Annotated in this window: 18 protein-coding genes; 10 read left to right on the forward strand and 8 right to left on the reverse strand. The window is 70.0% G+C overall.

Annotation, left to right across the window (positions count from 1 at the left end):
- Positions 1-101: 101 nt before the first annotated feature.
- The 5 genes from LXT12_RS15995 to LXT12_RS16015 form a co-directional block, all read right to left on the reverse strand.
- Positions 102-740, reverse strand: coding sequence for a hypothetical protein (locus LXT12_RS15995; RefSeq protein WP_233393197.1), 639 nt, complete (start codon positions 738-740; stop codon positions 102-104).
- Positions 741-750: 10 nt separating this feature from the next.
- Positions 751-1,629, reverse strand: a complete 879-nt coding sequence (locus tag LXT12_RS16000) for an EamA family transporter (protein WP_233393443.1) — start codon at positions 1,627-1,629, stop codon at positions 751-753.
- 138 nt (positions 1,630-1,767) lie between these two features.
- Positions 1,768-2,907 carry a GGDEF domain-containing protein gene (locus tag LXT12_RS16005; RefSeq protein ID WP_233393198.1) on the reverse strand — a complete coding sequence of 380 codons (1,140 nt, stop codon included), beginning with the start codon at positions 2,905-2,907 and terminating at the stop codon, positions 1,768-1,770.
- An 85-nt stretch (positions 2,908-2,992) separates the two neighbouring features.
- On the reverse strand, positions 2,993-3,490 hold the full coding sequence (locus tag LXT12_RS16010) for an Lrp/AsnC family transcriptional regulator (protein WP_233393199.1): 498 nt from the start codon (positions 3,488-3,490) through the stop codon (positions 2,993-2,995).
- Positions 3,487-3,843: a hypothetical protein gene (locus LXT12_RS16015; protein WP_233393200.1), complete on the reverse strand. Its 357-nt coding sequence runs from the start codon at positions 3,841-3,843 to the stop codon at positions 3,487-3,489. The genes LXT12_RS16010 and LXT12_RS16015 overlap by 4 nt, the downstream gene beginning before the upstream one ends.
- Positions 3,844-3,854: 11 nt before the next feature.
- Between LXT12_RS16015 and LXT12_RS16020 the strand changes: the two genes are divergently transcribed.
- Entirely contained in the window at positions 3,855-7,412 is a 3,558-nt protein-coding gene (locus tag LXT12_RS16020) for an indolepyruvate ferredoxin oxidoreductase family protein (RefSeq protein WP_233393201.1), read from the forward strand.
- Positions 7,413-7,425: 13 nt separating this feature from the next.
- Here the strand turns inward: LXT12_RS16020 and LXT12_RS16025 are convergent, their stop codons facing one another.
- Positions 7,426-8,115: a hypothetical protein gene (locus LXT12_RS16025; protein ID WP_233393202.1), complete on the reverse strand. Its 690-nt coding sequence runs from the start codon at positions 8,113-8,115 to the stop codon at positions 7,426-7,428.
- A gap of 195 nt (positions 8,116-8,310) precedes the next feature.
- Between LXT12_RS16025 and LXT12_RS16030 the strand changes: the two genes are divergently transcribed.
- The 8 genes from LXT12_RS16030 to LXT12_RS16065 all read left to right on the forward strand — a co-directional run bounded on the left by LXT12_RS16030 (position 8,311) and on the right by LXT12_RS16065 (position 14,962).
- The gene (locus tag LXT12_RS16030; protein WP_233393203.1) at positions 8,311-9,210 is read left to right on the forward strand and encodes a DMT family transporter; all 900 of its coding nucleotides are present in this window, start codon (positions 8,311-8,313) and stop codon (positions 9,208-9,210) included.
- Positions 9,211-9,312: 102 nt separating this feature from the next.
- Positions 9,313-9,852, forward strand: a complete 540-nt coding sequence (locus LXT12_RS16035) for a cytochrome b (protein ID WP_233393204.1) — start codon at positions 9,313-9,315, stop codon at positions 9,850-9,852.
- 7 nt (positions 9,853-9,859) lie between these two features.
- Positions 9,860-10,402 carry a YceI family protein gene (locus LXT12_RS16040; RefSeq protein ID WP_233393205.1) on the forward strand — a complete coding sequence of 181 codons (543 nt, stop codon included), beginning with the start codon at positions 9,860-9,862 and terminating at the stop codon, positions 10,400-10,402.
- Positions 10,403-10,445: 43 nt separating this feature from the next.
- Positions 10,446-11,012, forward strand: a complete 567-nt coding sequence (locus LXT12_RS16045; protein WP_233393206.1) for a YceI family protein — start codon at positions 10,446-10,448, stop codon at positions 11,010-11,012.
- Between the two features lie 221 nt (positions 11,013-11,233).
- Positions 11,234-12,682, forward strand: a complete 1,449-nt coding sequence (locus LXT12_RS16050; RefSeq protein ID WP_233393207.1) for a sensor histidine kinase — start codon at positions 11,234-11,236, stop codon at positions 12,680-12,682.
- Positions 12,679-13,083 carry a hypothetical protein gene (locus LXT12_RS16055; RefSeq protein ID WP_233393208.1) on the forward strand — a complete coding sequence of 135 codons (405 nt, stop codon included), beginning with the start codon at positions 12,679-12,681 and terminating at the stop codon, positions 13,081-13,083. Before LXT12_RS16050 ends, LXT12_RS16055 begins: the two co-directional genes overlap by 4 nt.
- A 16-nt stretch (positions 13,084-13,099) precedes the next feature.
- Positions 13,100-13,921 (forward strand): LytR/AlgR family response regulator transcription factor, encoded by an 822-nt coding sequence (locus LXT12_RS16060; protein ID WP_233393209.1) that lies wholly within the window; start codon positions 13,100-13,102, stop codon positions 13,919-13,921.
- A gap of 57 nt (positions 13,922-13,978) precedes the next feature.
- Positions 13,979-14,962 (forward strand): bile acid:sodium symporter family protein, encoded by a 984-nt coding sequence (locus tag LXT12_RS16065; protein ID WP_233393210.1) that lies wholly within the window; start codon positions 13,979-13,981, stop codon positions 14,960-14,962.
- Here LXT12_RS16065 and LXT12_RS16070 read toward each other — a convergent pair whose 3' ends face one another.
- Both LXT12_RS16070 and soxR read right to left on the reverse strand, forming a co-directional pair.
- The gene (locus tag LXT12_RS16070; RefSeq protein WP_233393211.1) at positions 14,963-15,739 is read right to left on the reverse strand and encodes a ferredoxin--NADP reductase; all 777 of its coding nucleotides are present in this window, start codon (positions 15,737-15,739) and stop codon (positions 14,963-14,965) included.
- A 68-nt stretch (positions 15,740-15,807) separates the two neighbouring features.
- On the reverse strand, positions 15,808-16,299 hold the full coding sequence (gene soxR, locus LXT12_RS16075) for a redox-sensitive transcriptional activator SoxR (RefSeq protein WP_233393212.1): 492 nt from the start codon (positions 16,297-16,299) through the stop codon (positions 15,808-15,810).
- Between the two features lie 29 nt (positions 16,300-16,328).
- Between soxR and LXT12_RS16080 the strand changes: the two genes are divergently transcribed.
- Entirely contained in the window at positions 16,329-17,321 is a 993-nt protein-coding gene (locus tag LXT12_RS16080; RefSeq protein WP_233393217.1) for a questin oxidase family protein, read from the forward strand.
- Positions 17,322-17,331 lie beyond the last annotated feature (10 nt).

Raw genomic sequence — 17,331 nt, forward strand, 5'->3', positions numbered from 1 at the left:
GCGATGTGCTTGCGGCTCGATGCCGCAAGCATCGCCGCCCCCCAGGGGGGCGGACCAGACACGCGCCGCGTTCAGCGCGCGGGGCTGGGCCGGGGGCCGTTTCACTGAACGCCGACGCGGATCTGCAGCTCGCGCTGCGGCTGGCCGGCCGCGTCGCGGCTGCTGACCGTGCCGCGGGCTGACGGCGCGCCGGCGCTGCCGGTGCGGGCGACGGCCTGCCAGCGTTCCAGCGGCAGGTCCAGCGTGGACTCGAAGCGGCCGGCCTCGTCCTCCACCGAAAAGGCCAGCCGCACCGGGGCGCGTCCGCCGGGCCAGCTCGGCTGGACGGCGATGGACTGGACGTCGCGGCGCTGCGCCGGTCGCGGGCTGGCGTAGACGCGGCGCACGGCGCTGGCCGGCGCGGCCGAGGGATCGATCTCGACGACGGCATCCACCGGCTGCAGCGGCTCCACGGACGTGAGCGTCAGCCGGGCGCGTTCGCCGTTGCGCACCAGCAGGCGCTGCACCGGCGCCGGGGCGGGCTGGGCGGTCGAGGTGACGAGGCCGGGCCCGCGTGGCGAGACCGAACCGGCCGTGCCGACCACGACGGCGCCGTCGCGCACGCCCGCCTGGGCCGATGCGGGCAGTTGGCTGTCCACCCAGCGCAGCTCGACGAGCAGCGTCACGGCCGGCGGTGCCGCCGCGGCTGGACCGGCGGCGAGGGCAGCCAGAACGAGAAGGAGGGCGGAGCGGCGTTGCATGCGGCGAGTGTCAGGCCTGGGCCGGCCGTCGCAGCAGCCGGGGGGCGAACAGGTTGATGGCCAGCCCGCCCATCACCAGGGCGGCGGCCAGGAGTTTCCAGCCAGGCAGGGGTTCGCCCAGCAGCAGGCTGGCCGAGCCCATGCCGAAGACGGGCACGAGCAGGGCCATGGGCACGATGCGGCCGGCGGGGTGGCGGGCCAGCAGCCAGCTCCAGACGCCGTAGCCGAAGAGCGTGTTGCCGACCGATTGCCACAGCACGGCGGCCCAGGTGCCGGGGCCGGAGGCGGCCAGGCCGGCGGCGATCTGCGCGGGGCCGTCGAGGAGGAGGGCCAGCACCAGCAGCGGCGGCACGGCGAAGGCGCTGCTCCAGACGACGTAGGCCAGCATGTCGATGCGGCCGGCGCGCTGGGTCAGGAGGTTGGCGCAGGCCCAGGCGAAGGCGGCGGCCAGCACCATGGCGACGCCCAGCGGCGTGGTCGTGCCGTCGGTGTGCGAGGCGATGACGGCCACGCCGCCGGCCGCCAGCACGAGGCCGAGCCATTGCATGCCGACGACCTTTTCCTTGCGGATGCGCACCGCCAGCAGCAGCGTGAAGAAGACCTGGGTCTGCACGACGAGGGAGGCCAGGCCCGGGGAGATGTGCCCGCGCATGGCGAGGTAGAGCAGCCCGAACTGGCCCACGCCGATGAGCACGCCGTAGGCGGCCAGGTTGCCCCAGCCCACGGCCGGCCGGCGCAGGAAGAAGCAGGCCGGCACGAGGGCGAAGCTGAAGCGCAGCACGGCCAGCGTCATGGGCGGCAGGGTGTCGAGGGCGACCTTGATGACGACGAAGTTGCTGCCCCAGATCGCCACGACGGCGAGGGCGAGCAGCAGGTGGCGCAGGGGCAGTGAGGGGTTCATGGGTTCCGTGTGTTTGAGGGCCGAGCGCCGGGCCGCTCCCAAGCCGGCCCGCGCAGGCGATGTGCTTGCCGGTCGATCCGGCAAGCATCGCCGTCCCCACGGGGGACCGACCGGGCTCGCCGGCGTTCAGCCGAGCGAGATTGGGCGAGGGGCTTCATCTGTCACGGTCCGATTGCGGCCTTCGGCCTTGGCCTGGTAGAGCAGCCGGTCGGCGCGGGCGAGGGTCTGGTCGAGGGTGTCGCCATGGCGGTGGCCGGTCAGGCCGATGGAGGCGGTGACGCCCACCGTGCCGCCGCCGGCCTCCACGCGCAGGGCGGCCACCTGCAGGCGCAGCCGCTCCAGGCCGGCGATGGCCGGCGGCATGGAGGTGTCGGGCAGCAGGACGACGAACTCCTCGCCGCCCCAGCGTGCGAGCACGTCCGTCGCGCGCAATGCCGCCTGGCCGGCCTGGGCGAAAGCGCGCAGCACGGCGTCGCCGGTCGCATGGCCGTGCTCGTCGTTGATGCGCTTGAAGTGGTCGAGGTCCACCAGGGCGATGCAGAAATCGTGGTGGTGGCGCAGGGAGCGCAGCAGCTCCTGGTCCATCAGGGCCTGCATCTGGCGGCGGTTGGGCAGGCCGGTCAGTTCGTCGCGGGTGGCGATGGCCTGCAGCTGGGCCAGGGCGCGTGCCAGTTCCTCGCGCTGCTCGGACAGGCGGCGGCGGATGCGGCTCAACCGTGCCGTCAGCATCGCCACCGCCGGCAGCATGAAGGACAGCATCAGGAAGTGGCCGATCTCGACGGCCGGCGGATAGGCCGCGGGGCGCAGCCCGGCCATGAAGGCCATGACGGCACCGAACAGCGCCAGCGCCCCGAAGCTCAGGGCATAGGCGCTGCGCGCGCGCAGCTGGAACATGCCGAACATCAGGATCAGGGTCAGCACCGGAAAGACGGCGCCGCGCAGCGGGCCTGCCTGCGCATAGCCAAGGGCGGCGGCCACGAGGGCGAAGGCGATCTGCTGGCTGGTCAGCGAGGGGTCGCGAAAGCGCAGCGACCAGCCGCTGCGGATGGCGGCGTAGAAAGCCACCATGCCGCCGAGCGAGCAGGCCGTCCAGCCCCACAGCAGGACGCCCCGCTCGCCGCCGCCGACGTGGACGGCGTAGTGCAGGGCGGCGATGCTGATGACCATCAGGGCCATGGCCAGCGAGGTCTGGCGCAGGCGCAGGCGCTGGGCGGACTCGGTGCCCAGCCACAGGTCGATCAGCCGATGCGTGCGAGAGGCCGCCATGCCGCTAGCCTAACCGCGAGGCCGCGCCGCGCGGTGCCAGGGCTTGCCCTCCGGGGCGCGGGCGCGGTGCTTGTGCACGCCGCCTTCAGCCTTTCAGGTGGCCCAGGGGCAGGGCGCCGCCGGCCTTGACCTCGCCCAGGGAGAAGCTGGTGTGGATGTCCTTGACGTTGGGCAGGTTGAGCAGGGTGTTGATCGAGAAGCGCGAGAACGCGTCCAGGTCGGTGGCCATGACCTGCAGCTCGAAGGTGCCGGTGCCGGAGATGTAATGGCAGGCGATGACCTCGGGCAGTCGCCGGATCTCGTCCTCCAGCGCCTTGGTGGCCGCGCCGGCGCTGCGTTCGGCGTCCACGCGCACGAAGGCCAGCACGCCCAGGCCGACCTTGCGGCGGTCGAGTTCGGCGCGGTAGCCGGTGATGTAGCCCTGCTCCTCCAGCCACTTGACGCGCCGCCAGGTGGGCGCGGCCGACAGGCCGATGCGCTGGGCCAGTTCGGCGTTGGACTGCCGGGCGTCCCGCTGCAGCTCGGCCAGGATGGCGATGTGGTAGCGGTCGAGGGCCTCGGGGGTGGTTTCTTCGGAGCTCATGGTTTGCCCTGATCGGCGAAATGGCGATACATATTCAAACGCAATTTCTTTGATTGGGCAACAATATTGCCGTGGATGAGGAATTCCGGCGCGATTGAGAAAGCATCCGGCGCCCCGATTTCCCTACACTGCCCGATCCGGCCATACTGGCCCATGGCCCGCGCGCCGGCCCCACGAGGGCCGCCCGTCCTGGCCGCCATCCTGGAGCCCCACCGATGAACGCCCCGCTGCCCGAACACGTCCTGCGCGCCCTCAAGGAGGTTTCGCTCGACGACAAGTTGCGAAGCAACTTGAACCACAAATTGCGCACCGGCGTAGCCGGTCGCGGATTTGGCGTCGAGCTGGCGGCACAAGGAGGCTGGCAATGAATGCACCCCTTCCCGAGCACATCCTGAAGGCTCTTCAGACCGTTTCGCTCGACGACAAATACGCCCTCGACCACGGCAAGGCCTTCATGAGCGGCGTGCAGGCCCTGGTGCGCCTGCCCATGCTGCAGCGCACGCGCGACGCGATGGCCGGGCTCAACACGGCCGGCTTCATCAGCGGCTACCGCGGCTCGCCGCTGGGTGGCTACGACCAGGCGCTGTGGGCGGCCAAGAAGCACCTGGCCAAGCAGAACATCGTCTTCCAGCCGGGCGTCAACGAGGAACTCGGCGCCACGGCCGTCTGGGGCACGCAGCAGCTCGACCTCTTCCCCGAGAAGGCGAAGTTCGACGGCGTCTTCGGCCTCTGGTACGGCAAGGGCCCGGGCGTGGACCGCTGCATCGACGTCTTCAAGCACGCCAACATGGCGGGCACCAGCAAGCACGGCGGCGTGATCGCCATCGCCGGCGACGACCACATCGCCAAGAGCTCGACGGCCGCCCACCAGAGCGACCACGTCTTCAAGGCGGTGGGCTTCCCGACCTTCTTCCCGAGCAGCGTGCAGGACATCCTCGACATGGGCCTGCACGCCTTCGCAATGAGCCGCTTCTCCGGCCTCTGGGCGGGCATGAAGACCATCCAGGAGATCGTCGAGAGCTCGGCCTCCGTCAGCGTCGACCCCGACCGCGTCAACATCATCCTGCCCGAGGACTTCGTCATGCCCGAGGGCGGCCTGCACATCCGCTGGCCCGATCCGCCGCTCGAGCAGGAGTCGCGGATGATGAACTTCAAGTGGTATGCCGCGCTGGCCTACATCCGCGCCAACCGGCTGAACTACAACGTCATCGAGGGGCCGAACGACCGCTTCGGCATCATCACCAGCGGCAAAGCCTTCAACGACACCCGCCAGGCCCTGCACGACCTGGGCCTGGACGATGCCACCTGCCGCCGCGTGGGCATCCGGCTGCACAAGGTCAACGTCGTCTGGCCCCTGGAGGCGCAGGTGGCGCGCGAGTTCGCCCAGGGCCTGCAGGAAATCCTCGTCGTCGAGGAGAAGCGCCAGATCATCGAGTACCAGGTCAAGGAGGAGCTCTACAACTGGCGCCCCGACGTGCGGCCCAACGTGCTCGGCAAGTTCGACGCCGGCGACGCCGAGGGCGGCGAGTGGAGCGTGCCCAACCCGAGCGACCACTGGCTGCTGCGCCCCCAGGCCGACCTCACGCCGGCCCTCATCGCCCGCGCCATCGCCAAGCGGCTGAAGAAGCTGGGCGTGGACAGCGACATCGTCGCTCGCCTGGACGCCCGCATGGCGGTCATCGACGCCAAGGAGGCCTCGCTCAAGGCCGAGGAGCAGACCGCCGGCGGCGCCGACCGCACGCCCTGGTTCTGCTCGGGCTGTCCGCACAACACCTCCACGCGCGTGCCCGAGGGCAGCCGCGCCGTGGGTGGCATCGGCTGCCACTACATGGTGACCTGGATGCCCGGCCGCAACACCGCCACCTTCACGCAGATGGGCGGCGAGGGCGTGCCCTGGGTGGGGCAGGCGCCGTTCACCAACGAGAAGCACATCTTCAGCAACCTCGGCGATGGCACCTACTTCCACAGCGGCAGCCTGGCCATCCGCCAGAGCATCGCCGCGGGCGTCAACATCACCTACAAGATCCTCTATAACGACGCCGTCGCCATGACCGGCGGCCAGCAGGTGGGCGAGCGGCCGGAGGGCCACACGGTCCTGCAGATCATGAACAGCGTGATCTCGGAAGGCGTGAAAAAGCTCGTCATCGTCACCGACGACCCGGCCAAGTACGAGGGCGTCGCCCTGGCCCCGGGCGTGACCGTGCACCACCGCGATGAGCTCGACGACATCCAGCGCCAGTTCCGCGAGATCGAAGGCACCACGGCCATCATCTACGACCAGACCTGCGCCACCGAGAAGCGCCGCCGCAGGAAGCGCGGCAAGCTGGTGGACCCGGCCAAGCGCGTCGTCATCAACGAGCTGGTCTGCGAGGGCTGCGGCGACTGCTCCATTCAGTCCAACTGCCTGTCGGTCGAGCCGCTGGAGACCGAGTTCGGCCGCAAGCGCCAGATCAACCAGAACACCTGCAACAAGGACTACTCCTGCGTGAAGGGCTTCTGCCCCAGCTTCGTCACCGTCGAGGGCGGCGAGCTGAAGAAGCCCAAGAAGGAAGGCCGCAAGAGCCCCTTCGACGCCGGCCTGCCGGCCCTGCCCATGCCCGTCGTGCCCGACGCCGACGAGGCCTGGGGCATCGTCGTGGCCGGTGTGGGCGGCACGGGCGTCATCACCATCGGCCAGTTGCTGGGCATGGCCGCCCACCTCGAAGGCAAGGGCGTCATCACCCAGGACGCCGCGGGCCTGGCGCAGAAGGGTGGCGCGACCTGGAGCCACATCCAGATCGCCAACCGCCCCGAGGCCATCTACTGCACCAAGGTCGGCACCGCCGAGGCCGACCTCGTCATCGCCTGCGACGCCATCGTGGCCGCCAACAAGACCACGCTGGCCGTCATGCGCGAGGGCCGCACCTTCGTGGCCCTCAACACCCACGGCTCGCCGACGGCCACGCTGGTCAACAACCCGGACTGGTCCTTCCCCGGCGCCGCCTGCGAGCAGGCCCTGGCCAAGGCCGTCGGCCAGCCACACCTGGGCGCCTTCGACGCCGAGGAGGTGGCCGTCAAGCTGCTGGGCGATTCGCTCTACACCAACCCGCTGATGCTGGGCTACGCCTGGCAGCAGGGCCGCGTGCCGCTGAGCTACGACGCCCTGATGCGTGCCATCGAGCTCAACGGCGTGCAGGTCGACAACAACAAGGCGGCCTTCGAGTGGGGCCGCCGCTGCGCGCATGACCTCAAGGGCGTGCAGGCCCTGTACGCGGCCCAGGCCGTCATCCAGCTCGTCAAGCGCCAGAGCGTGGACGAACTCGTCGCCAAGCGCGTGGACTTCCTCACCGGCTACCAGAACGCCGCCTATGCCGCCGAGTACAAGGCCTTCGTCGACAAGGTGCGCGCCGCCGAGGCCAAGGTCGGCGGCACGACCCGGCTGACCGAGGCCGTCGCCCGCTACCTGTTCAAGCTGATGGCCTACAAGGACGAGTACGAGGTCGCCCGCCTGCACACCCAGATGGGCTTCGACGAGAAGATCGCCGGCATGTTCGAGGGCGACTACAAGGTCGTCCACCACCTCGCACCGCCGCTCTTCGCCAAGAAGAACGCCAAGGGCGAGCTGGTCAAGCGCCCCTTCGGCGCCTGGGTCCGCCCGGCCTTCGGCCTGCTGGCGAAGATGAAGGGCCTGCGCGGCACGGCCTTCGACGTCTTCGGCCACACCGAGGAGCGCAGGATGGAGCGTTCCCTGATCGCCGAGTACCGTGCCAGCGTCGAAGCCATCCTCGCGCGCGGCCTCACGCCCGAGCGTTTGGCGCTGGCGGTGGACATCGCCCGCATCCCGGACGAGATCCGCGGCTACGGCCACGTGAAGGAGCGCCACCTCCATGCGGCCCGCACGAAGTGGGATGGGCTGATGGCGCAGTGGAGGGCGATGGCCTGAAGGCCGGGGCCGATCAGTAGCCGGCCTGCTGGGCCGCCTGCTGGACGGCGGCATTGACGGCGCGGACCATGGATTCGGCCAATCCGCCCTGCGGCACCTTCTTCAGGACTTCGTTGAAATACCCGTCGCCGCCGGCCAGTTCGACGCCGGCCCTGGAGACCAGGGCCAGCCTGGTCGCCGCCATGAGTTGAGCCTCACGTTGGTAGCGCGACACGACCCCCGCGCCGGCATCACCGACGAAATCCATCTGGAGGGCCGCGACGACGAACACGGCATCGACCTCCGACCGCGCGGCGAGATCCGGTAGCAGTGACTCGATCCGGCCGATGTCGGTCTGCCGCTTCAGGCGCAGAGCAGGCTTGTCCTGCAGCACCGCGCGGATGGCGCTCGCTTCGGCCACGGGCTTGACCTGCCACTGCGGACGGCCGGTCTGCAGGCGCGAGCGGATCGTGCTCTCGATTGCTTCGGCCAGCTTGCCCTCGGTCTTGATCGGTCTGTAGCTGTTGTTGAACACCGTGAGGCCGATCGACGCATAGGGCGGTTCTTCGCCAAGCAGCGACAGAATCGCCACGCTGCGAATTTGCTGATCGGCCCCTGGTTTGACCGGCCCCCCGGCGCAAGCCGAGAGTCCCAGCGCCGCAATGCTGGCGAGCATCGAGCGGCGCTTCATGCCGCGGGTTTCCATTTGGATGTCGGTCCGCATCTCTCGTTACTCCTCCTTTGCTAAGGGCGATGGTAGCCACCTGGGCCGTGGGTTACGCTCACCGTCCTGGCCGCCTACCTCGCCGTCATGTGCCACGACGTGCACGAGATGCTTGCCTCCGCGGCGGCCTGAGCTTCGCGGTACGCGCAGGCAGGCCGGCCTAGACTGGGCCATGGCTTATGTCCTTCCGCTGCGGTGAACCCGCGCCACCTCTGGCCGGGCGTGCTGCTGGCCGTGCTGGGCGCCATCGGCTTTTCCGGCAAGGCCATCATCGTCAAGCTGGCCTACCGGCATGGCGTCGATGCCGTCACCCTGCTGATGTGGCGCATGCTGCTGGCACTGCCGCTGTTCCTGGCGCTGGCGGCCTGGGCCGGCCGGGGCCAGCCGCGGCTGACCGGGCGGGACTGGCGCGACATCGCCGTGCTCGGCTTCACCGGCTACTACCTCGCCAGCTTCCTGGACTTCGCCGGCCTGGCCTACATCTCGGCCAGCCTCGAGCGCCTCATCCTCTATCTCAACCCGACCCTGGTGCTGCTGATCTCGGTCGCCTTCTTCCACCACCGGCTGCAGCGCCGGCAACTGGTGGCGATGGCGGTCAGTTATGCCGGCGTCGTCGCGGTCTTCGCCCACGAGCTGCATTTCGAAGGCACGCAAACCGCCCTCGGGGCGGCCCTGGTGTTCGGCAGCGCGGTCAGCTATGCCATCTACCTGGCGCTGTCGGGCCGCGTCGTCCAGCGCCTGGGTGCCCTGCGCCTGACCGGCCTGGCCAGCAGCGTGGCCTGCGGTCTGTGCATGGCGCAGTTCGCGCTGCTCAGGCCGCTGTCGGCGGCCTGGGTGCCCGAGCCCGTGTTGTGGCTGTCGCTGCTGAATGCGACGGCCTGCACGGTCGCTCCGGTGCTCATGCTGATGCTGGCCATCGCCCGCATCGGCGCGCCGCTGTCGGCCCAGGTGGGCATGGTCGGCCCGATGAGCACCATCGTCATGGGCTGGCTCCTGCTCGGCGAGCCGATGAACGCCTGGATCGCCGTCGGCACGGTGCTGGTGCTGTCGGGCGTCTTCCTGGTCGGCGGCGGCCGGGCCAGGGCGCCGCGCTGAACGGGATTGACCTGTTACAGGCAGCGGCGTTCAAAATCGCTGAACATTGGCGACAAGGGCAATGAACCGAAGCCCCGCCCACGAGGAACACACTCCCTACCCATGATGAGCCCTGCCGACCGCTATTCGCCCTTCGCCATCGTGCTGCATTGGCTGCTGGCCATCACCATCGTCGGCGCCTTCGGCCTGGGCCTGTACATGTCGGACCTGCCGTTCTCGCCGTCGCGCATCAAGCTCTACAACTGGCACAAGTGGGCGGGCGTCACCATCCTGGCGCTGTCGGCCCTGCGCCTGCTGTGGCGCCTGGCCCACCGGCCGCCGGCCGACCTGCCCATGCCGGTCTGGCAGGCCCGCGCTGCCCATGCGGTGCACGGGTTGCTCTACCTGGCCTTCTTCGCCGTCCCGCTGACGGGTTGGGCGATGAGTTCGGCCAAGGGCTTCCCCGTCGTCTGGTTCGGCGTGCTGCCGCTGCCCGACTTCGTGCCCAAGGACCACGACCTGGGCGAACTGCTCGAGGAAGTGCATGCCGCCCTGGCCTGGGGGCTGGCCGTGCTCGTGCTGGCCCACGTGGCCGGCGCCCTCAAGCACCATTTCGTCGACCGTGACGGCCTGCTTCAGCGCATGTCGCTGCGCCGCACCTGACCTTCGGATGACCGCCATGCTCAAACCCCTCTCCGCCCTCCTGCTCGCTGCGGCCTGCGTCTGTGCCCCGGCGGCCACGCTGCAGCCCGACAAGAGCGACCTCGCCTTCACCTTCAAGCAGATGGGTGTGCCCGTCGACGGCAAGTTCAAGAAATTCGACGCCCAGCTCGACTTCGACCCCAAGAAGCCGGAGGCCGGGCACATCGCCTTCACGGTCGACCTCGGCAGCGTGTCCCTCGGCGACCCAAGCTTCGACCATGAGCTGGCCGGCGCCCCGTGGTTCGACACCAAGCGCAATGGCAAGGCCACCTTCGTGTCCAGCGGCATCAAGGCCACCGGTGCCGGCAAGTACGACGTGGCCGGCAAGCTCACCATCAAGGGTTCTAGCCGCGACATCGTCGTGCCCATCACGCTGGCCGCCGGCGTCGCCACGGGCAGCGTGCCCATCAAGCGCCTGGACTTCAAGATCGGTGACGGCGAATGGGCCGACACCTCGGTCGTCGCCAACGACGTGACCGTCAAGTTCAAGCTGGCCTTCTCGGGCCTTTGAGTTGTTCCTTCCCCTTTCCTTCCCACCACCGGAGACCTGACCGATGAAGACTTCCCTGCTGCTCGCCGCCCTGCTCGCCGCTGCCGGCGCCGCCCAGGCCCAGAGCGCCACCTACGCGATCGACCCGACGCACACCACCGTGTTCTTCGAGGCCAAGCATTTCGGCACCAGCACCAACCGCGGCCGCTGGGACAAGAAGGAAGGCAGCATCACGCTGGACAAGGCGGCCAAGACCGGCAAGGTCGACGTCACCCTCGACATGAACTCCATCTCCAGCGGCGTGCCGGGCTTCGACCGCCACCTCAAGAGCAACGACTTCTTCGCTGCCGAGCAGTTCCCGACGGCCAAATTCGTAGGCGACAAGTTCAACTTCAACGGCGACAAGCTGGCCAGCGTCACGGGCGAGCTGACGCTGCGCGGCAAGACCAACCCGGTCACGCTGACGGCCACCAGCTTCAACTGCTACGAGAACCCCATGCTCAAGCGTGAGGTCTGCGGCGGCGACTTCGAGACCACCATCCAGCGCAGCCAGTGGGGTGTGAACTACGGCCTGCCGGGCATTCCGGACAGCGTGCGCATCGTCATCCAGGTCGAGGCCGTCAAGCAGTAAGCCTCGCCCTCCCGGCCCAAAGCCCGCCTCGGCGGGCTTTTTGCTGCCCGCGCGGGTGCGAGCCGTGAGATATCACCGGGGCGCGCCAGCCGCCGTCATTTCCGGCGCGCGGCCTGTCGCCCGCCGCTGCAGTTCGTCCCCCGCGCCGGCCGGCGCGTCGCGCCGGCTCCGCGCCGGCCCGAGGCCTTGCGTACAGTGGCTTCCAACGACGATCCCCTGCCATGAGACCCTCCTTCACCCCCAGCCCCCAGCAAAAGCTCTGGATCGAGCGCTGGCAGCGCTTTGCCGCCACCGCGGTGCGCTACTTCCACGTCTACGCGGGCTGGCTGGTGGGCATCAGCTGGAAGCGCTTCGTGCTGCTGTCGCTGGCGCTGCTCATCGGCGTGAACGTGCTGAAGAACCTGCCGCCCTTCACCTGGCGCATCAGCGAGACGATCGAGGAGCCGGACAACGGCGTGGCTGCCGCCCGCAAGGCGGCCGAGCAGGCCCGCAAGGCCGCCGAGCAGGCCCGCAAGCTCGCCAGCAAGCAGAGCAGCAAGGCCAAGACCGGCGGCGAGGCCGGCATCCACTACGAGATCAAAGTCGACGAGCGCGGTGTTCGCATCCAGCCGGTGCGCCCGGCGGCCTCGGCCGCCAGCGCCGCCGATGGCGAGGACGGCGAGGCCAAGGCCGATGACGCCCCGTCCATCGCCATCGACTTCCCCAAGAGCACCCGCCCCGAGGATGTGCGCGCCGCCATCGAGCAGGCCAAGGAACAGCTCGGCCAGCTCAAGCGCGAGGCCGAGGCCGTCAAGGAGGCGCAGGACGCCGCGACCGAGGCCCAGCAGGCGCTGCAGGAGGCCGCCGAGGAGGTGGCCAACGAGACGCTCCAGAGCCGCCGCCGCGTGACCAGCGTGCGCCTGGGCGATTCGCTCGCCGACCTCGCCGTCCTCTGGATCATCGCCTCCGCCGTCATCAAGGCCATGTACAAGGGCCGCATCCAGGCCGAGGTCAAGGCCGCGCAGGCCGCGGAGACGGCGGAGGCCGAGAGCCTGAAGCGCCAGGTCGTCGAGGCCCGCATGGCCGCCATGCAGGCCCAGGTCGAGCCGCACTTCCTGTTCAACACGCTGGCCAGCATCGACCACCTGATCGAGACCGACCCGCCACGCGCCAGCCAGATGCAGCGCAACCTCATCGCCCTGCTGCGCGCCTCCATGCCCACCATGCGCGAGGCCAACGCCAACGGCGCCGTGCGCGACCTCGGCCGCGAGCTGGCCGTCATCCGCCCCTACCTCGAGATCCTCAAGGTGCGCATGGAAGAGCGGCTGCAGACCGAGATCGACGTGCCCGAGGGCCTGCTGTCCGCCGAGTTCCCGCCCATGATGATCCAGGGCCTGGTGGAGAACGCCATCAAGCACGGCCTGGAGCCCAAGGCCGAAGGCGGCAAGTTGACCGTCAAGGCCGAGATCGTGCACGGCAAGCTCGCCGTCACGGTGGCCGACACGGGCCTGGGCTTCGGCCGGGCCGCCACCTCGGGCACCGGCGTGGGCCTGGCCAACATCCGTGAACGCCTGCAGCTGCTGCATGGCAACAAGGCCAGCGTCACCGTCACCGAGAACCAACCCAGCGGCACGGTCGTCACCATCACCGTGCCCTACCGCAGCCGCAACGACGAAGGAGCCGCAGCATGAAGACCCTGTTCAAGATCCTGTTCATCGGCACCGCCCTGATGGTGCTGGCCGCGATGTTCGGCGGCTTCGCGCTGCTGCACCACCACGGCGGCTCCGACCTGCACGTCGTGCTCGACGACGGTGAGTTCTTCCTCGGTGGCAGCGACTTCGGCGACTGGCTGGGTGCCAGCATCGGCCTCTTCGTGGCCGGCATCGTCTGCGTCATCGTCGTGCCGCTGGTGCTGCTGCTGGGCGTGGCCCTGCCGCTGCTCATCGTGGGCGGCGTGCTGGCCTTGATGGTGGCCTGCGTGCTCGGCGTGGGCGCCGTCCTCGGCTCGCCGCTGATCCTGCTCGGCCTGCTGCTCTTCGTGGTGCTGCGCAACCGCCGCCGTTCGATGGCCGCCCAATCGAGCGCAGTCTGAACTAGCATCCGCGGCCATGAGCAACGCCCCCATCCGCGCCGTGCTGGCCGACGACGAACGCCTGATGCGCGAGCAATTGCGCAGCCGATTGACCGAGGTCTGGCCCGAGCTGGACATCGTCGCCGAGGCCAAGAACGGCCTGGAGGCGGTGGAGCTGACCCGCGAGCACAAGCCCGACCTGGTCTTCCTCGACATCCGCATGCCGGGGCTGACCGGCGTCGAGGCGGCCCGCCAGATCGCCCAGCTTCCCGAGGACGACGACTGGCTGGTGCCGGAAATCGTCTTCATCACGGCTTACGACCAGTACGCCGTCGAGGCCTTCGAGCAGGGCGTGGCCGACTACGTGCTCAAGCCCGCCGAGCGCGAGCGCCTGCAACTGACCGTGGCGCGCATCAAGAAGCGCCTGGCCCAGCGCAGCTCGCCCACGCCCGACTTCAAGGACAGCGCGCCCGCGCCGCTGCAGCAGCTGCTGCACAAGCTGTCGGCCGGCATGAACCCGGCCGCCAAGCCGCAGTACCTGCAGTGGATCCAGGCGACGGTCGGCCAGGCCATCCAGATGATCCCGGTCGAGGACGTGCTCTTCTTCATCAGCGACGAGAAGTACACCCGGGTGCAGACGGCGCGGCTGGAGGCCCTGATCCGCAAGCCCATCAAGGAGCTGGTCGACGAACTCGACCCCCAGCTCTTCTGGCAGATCCACCGCTCCACCCTCGTCAATGCGCGGGCCATCGACGGCATCACCCGCGACTTCCGCGGGCGCCAGTTGGTCGGCGTCAAGGGCCTGACCGAGAAGCTCGAAGTCAGCCGCAGCTACACCCACCTCTTCAAGGGGATGTAGGCGCGCCGCTCCAGCGGCGGGGGCGGCGGCCCCGTGCAACTCGGGTCCAATGGCGGCATGAAACGACCCGCCTGGCTGCCCGACTCCCTCGTCCTGATGCTGATCGCCACCGTGGCCCTGGCCATGCTGGTGCCGGTGCATGGCCGGGGCGTGGCGGTGCTGGACGTATTGACGCAACTGGCCGTGGCCCTGCTGTTCTTCCTGCACGGCAGCAAGCTGTCGCGCCAGGCGGTGCTCGAGGGGCTGCTGCACTGGCGGCTGCATGCCCTGGTCTTCGCCGCCACCTTCGTGCTCTTCCCGCTGCTGGGCCTGGCGCTGCGGCCCTGGCTGGAGCCCCTGGTGGGCTCGACGCTCTACCTGGGCGTGCTCTTCGTCTGCGCCCTGCCGTCGACGGTGCAGTCGTCCATCGCCTTCACCTCGCTGGCCCGCGGCAACGTCGCGGCGGCCATGTGCAGCGCCTCCACCTCCAACATCCTCGGCATGGCCCTGACGCCGCTGCTGATGGCCGCGATGGCCCAGGCCATCGGCGTGTCGGCGGGCGCCGGGGCCGTGCACCTGTCCTGGCACACCTTCGAGGGCATCGTCACCACGCTGCTCCTGCCCTTCGTCGCCGGCCAGGCCCTGCAGCGCTGGACGGGGCCCTGGGTGGCTCGCCACCGCGCCTGGATCCGCATCAGCGACCAGGGCACCATCCTGCTCGTCGTCTATGGCGCCTTCAGCGCGGCCACGGTGCAGGGCCTGTACCGCCACCTGCCGCTGGCCACGCTGCTGGCCCTGCTGGGCGTCTGCGCCCTGCTGCTGGCCATCGTCATGCCGCTGCTGACCCTGCTCAGCCGGGCGCTGGGCTTCCCGCGTGAGGACGAGATCGCCATCGTCTTCTGCGGCTCCAAGAAGACGCTGGCCAGCGGCGTGCCGATGGCCCAGATCCTGTTTGCCGGCCAGGCCGTGGGCCTGCTGGTGCTGCCGCTGATGCTCTTCCACCAGCTGCAGCTCATGGTGTGCGCGCCGCTGGCGCGGCGCTACGCCCGCCAGGCCGCCTGATTACTGCTCGACGAAGGCGCGCTCGATGACGTAGTCGCCCGGCGTCGTCGTGCTGCCTTCCTTGAAGTTGCGGATCTCCAGCATCTCCTTCATGTCCTTGAGCAGCGCGGGGCTGCCGCAGAGCATGATGCGGTCTTCCTCGGGGTTGAGCGGCGGCAGGCCGAGGTCGGCCTGGAGCTTGCCCGTCTGGATCAGGTCGGTGATGCGGCCCATGTTCTTGTAGGGCTCGCGGGTGACCGTGGGGTAGTAGAGCAGCTGCTCCGAGGCGAACTCGCCCAGGAACTCGTGGCGGGGCAGGTCCACCGTGAGGTGGTCGTGGTAGGCCAGCTCGGCCACCTCGCGCACGCCATGCACGACGATGACCTTCTCGAAGCGCTCGTAGGTCACCGGGTCGCGCACGATGCTGATGAAGGGGGCCAGGCCCGTGCCGCTGCCCAGCAGGTACAGGCGCTTGCCGGGCAGCAGGTAGTCGATCAGCAGCGTGCCCGTGGGCTTGCGGCCGACGATGATCTTGTCGCCCGGCTTGATGTGCTGCAGCCGCGAGGTCAGCGGGCCGTCGGGCACCTTGATGCTCAGGAACTCGAGGTTCTCCTCGTAGTTGGCGCTGACGATGCTGTAGGCGCGCAGCAGCGGTTTGCCGTTCTCGCCCTTGAGGCCGATCATCGTGAAGTGGCCGTTGGAAAAACGCAGCGCCTGGTCGCGCGTCGTCGTGAAGCTGAACAGGCGGTCGGTCCAGTGGTGGACGGTCAGGACGGTCTCTTCGTGGAAGGCACTCATGGCGGTGTGGTGGCGGGGTTAACCCGGGGATTTTCGCCGGGAACGCGCGACCCGCCGTCGCCAAGGGGTCAACCCGTGGTTTCGATGCGCAGAAGCCTCGCGCCGGCGCTCGGGCCTGCGGCGCTGTCCTGGGGGTTGTAAAGGGCGCAGGCCTTCAGCGACAGGCAGCCGCAGCCGATGCAGCCCGTCAGCCGCTGGCGCAGCTGCTGCAAGGCCGCGATGCGCTCGTCCAGCAGCGGCGCCCAGGCGGCCGACAGCCGGGTCCAGTCGGCCTTGGTGGGCGTGCGCCCCTCGGGAAGGGTGGCGAGCGCCGCCTTGATCTGCGGCAGCGTCAGGCCCACCACCTGGGCGGCGCGGATGAAGGCCACCCGGCGCAGCACGTGGCGCGGGTACTGCCTGTGGCCGCCCGCACTGCGCGTCCCGGCGATCAGGCCCTCGGCCTCGTAGAAGCGCAACGCGCTCGCGGCCACGCCCGAGCGCTTGGCCAATTGGCCGATGCCCAGCGGCGCGGCCGCCGCCTTGCCGGGGCTTGACTTCAAGTTCACTTGAACTTCGAGCATGCCGCCATGTTCCCACAACCGAGGCCCGCATGACGACCGCCACCGCCACGCCCGTGCAAGCCACCCTGGCCCAGCTGCACCGCCTGCTCGACGCCGGCCAGGCCTTGTCGCCGACCTACCGGGGCGAACTCAGCAACCACCTGCCCATGGCCCAGCAGGCCCTGCTGGAGCTGGGCGCCTCGGCGGCGCGGCTGCAGGCCTTCACCGAGCGCTACGAGGCCCTGCTCGAGCCCCGCGCCGCGACACGGCCGGCGCGCATCGTTCAGGCGCGCGACCTGGGCCGGCCCGACAGCGACAACGCCTGGCGCGCCCATTTCGCGGGCCGCGTCGCCGCGGTCGGGCCAGGCGAGGCGCTGCGCGAGGCCCTGGCCATGCTGTTGCCCGGTGCCGGTGCCGTCGCCTTCCACGGGTTGATCCGCACCGCGCATGCCGTGCTCGCAGGCCACGAGGCCGAACTCGCCGCGGGCCTGGCCCACTGGGCCGCGCATTTCATGCCCCTGCCGGCGGCGACGCGCCCCGCCGACCTGGCCCTGACGGACTGGCTGGACGCACTCTTGGCCCTGCCGCGCCCCGACGAGCGTGGCGGCCTCATCACCGCCCGCATGCGCGCCTGGGCGGCGGCGCCCGGCTTCGCCGACGTCGCGGGCCGGCTGCGGCATGGACCGGACACGCTGCGCGACCTGGCCCTGCTGGCGGCCCGCACCTATGCCGCCACCGGCAACTTCACGGTGCTGCACCTGCTGACGGCCAGCCACGCGATGAGCGTGCTGGAGCCCTGGTGGCCGCGCGCCGAGCTGCCTCGCGGCTTCAGCATCGCCGCCGCAGCGGGCCTGCTGGCCAGTGGCGCGACGCCCAGCCCCGCGCTCGACCACCCGCCCAGCCGCCCCTGGCCGGCCCTGATCGCCGGCGCCTGCGAGCAGGACGACGCCCACGTCATCAAGCTCACCCACGCCGCCTGGCGGCTGGGCCGGCGCTGGCCGGACCTGGCGTGGCGGCGGGCGGTGGAGCGGGCCCTTGCCTGAACCGCTCGCG

This window comes from Pelomonas caseinilytica, from assembly GCF_021353235.1.
Taxonomy (GTDB): domain Bacteria; phylum Pseudomonadota; class Gammaproteobacteria; order Burkholderiales; family Burkholderiaceae_C; genus Pelomonas; species Pelomonas caseinilytica.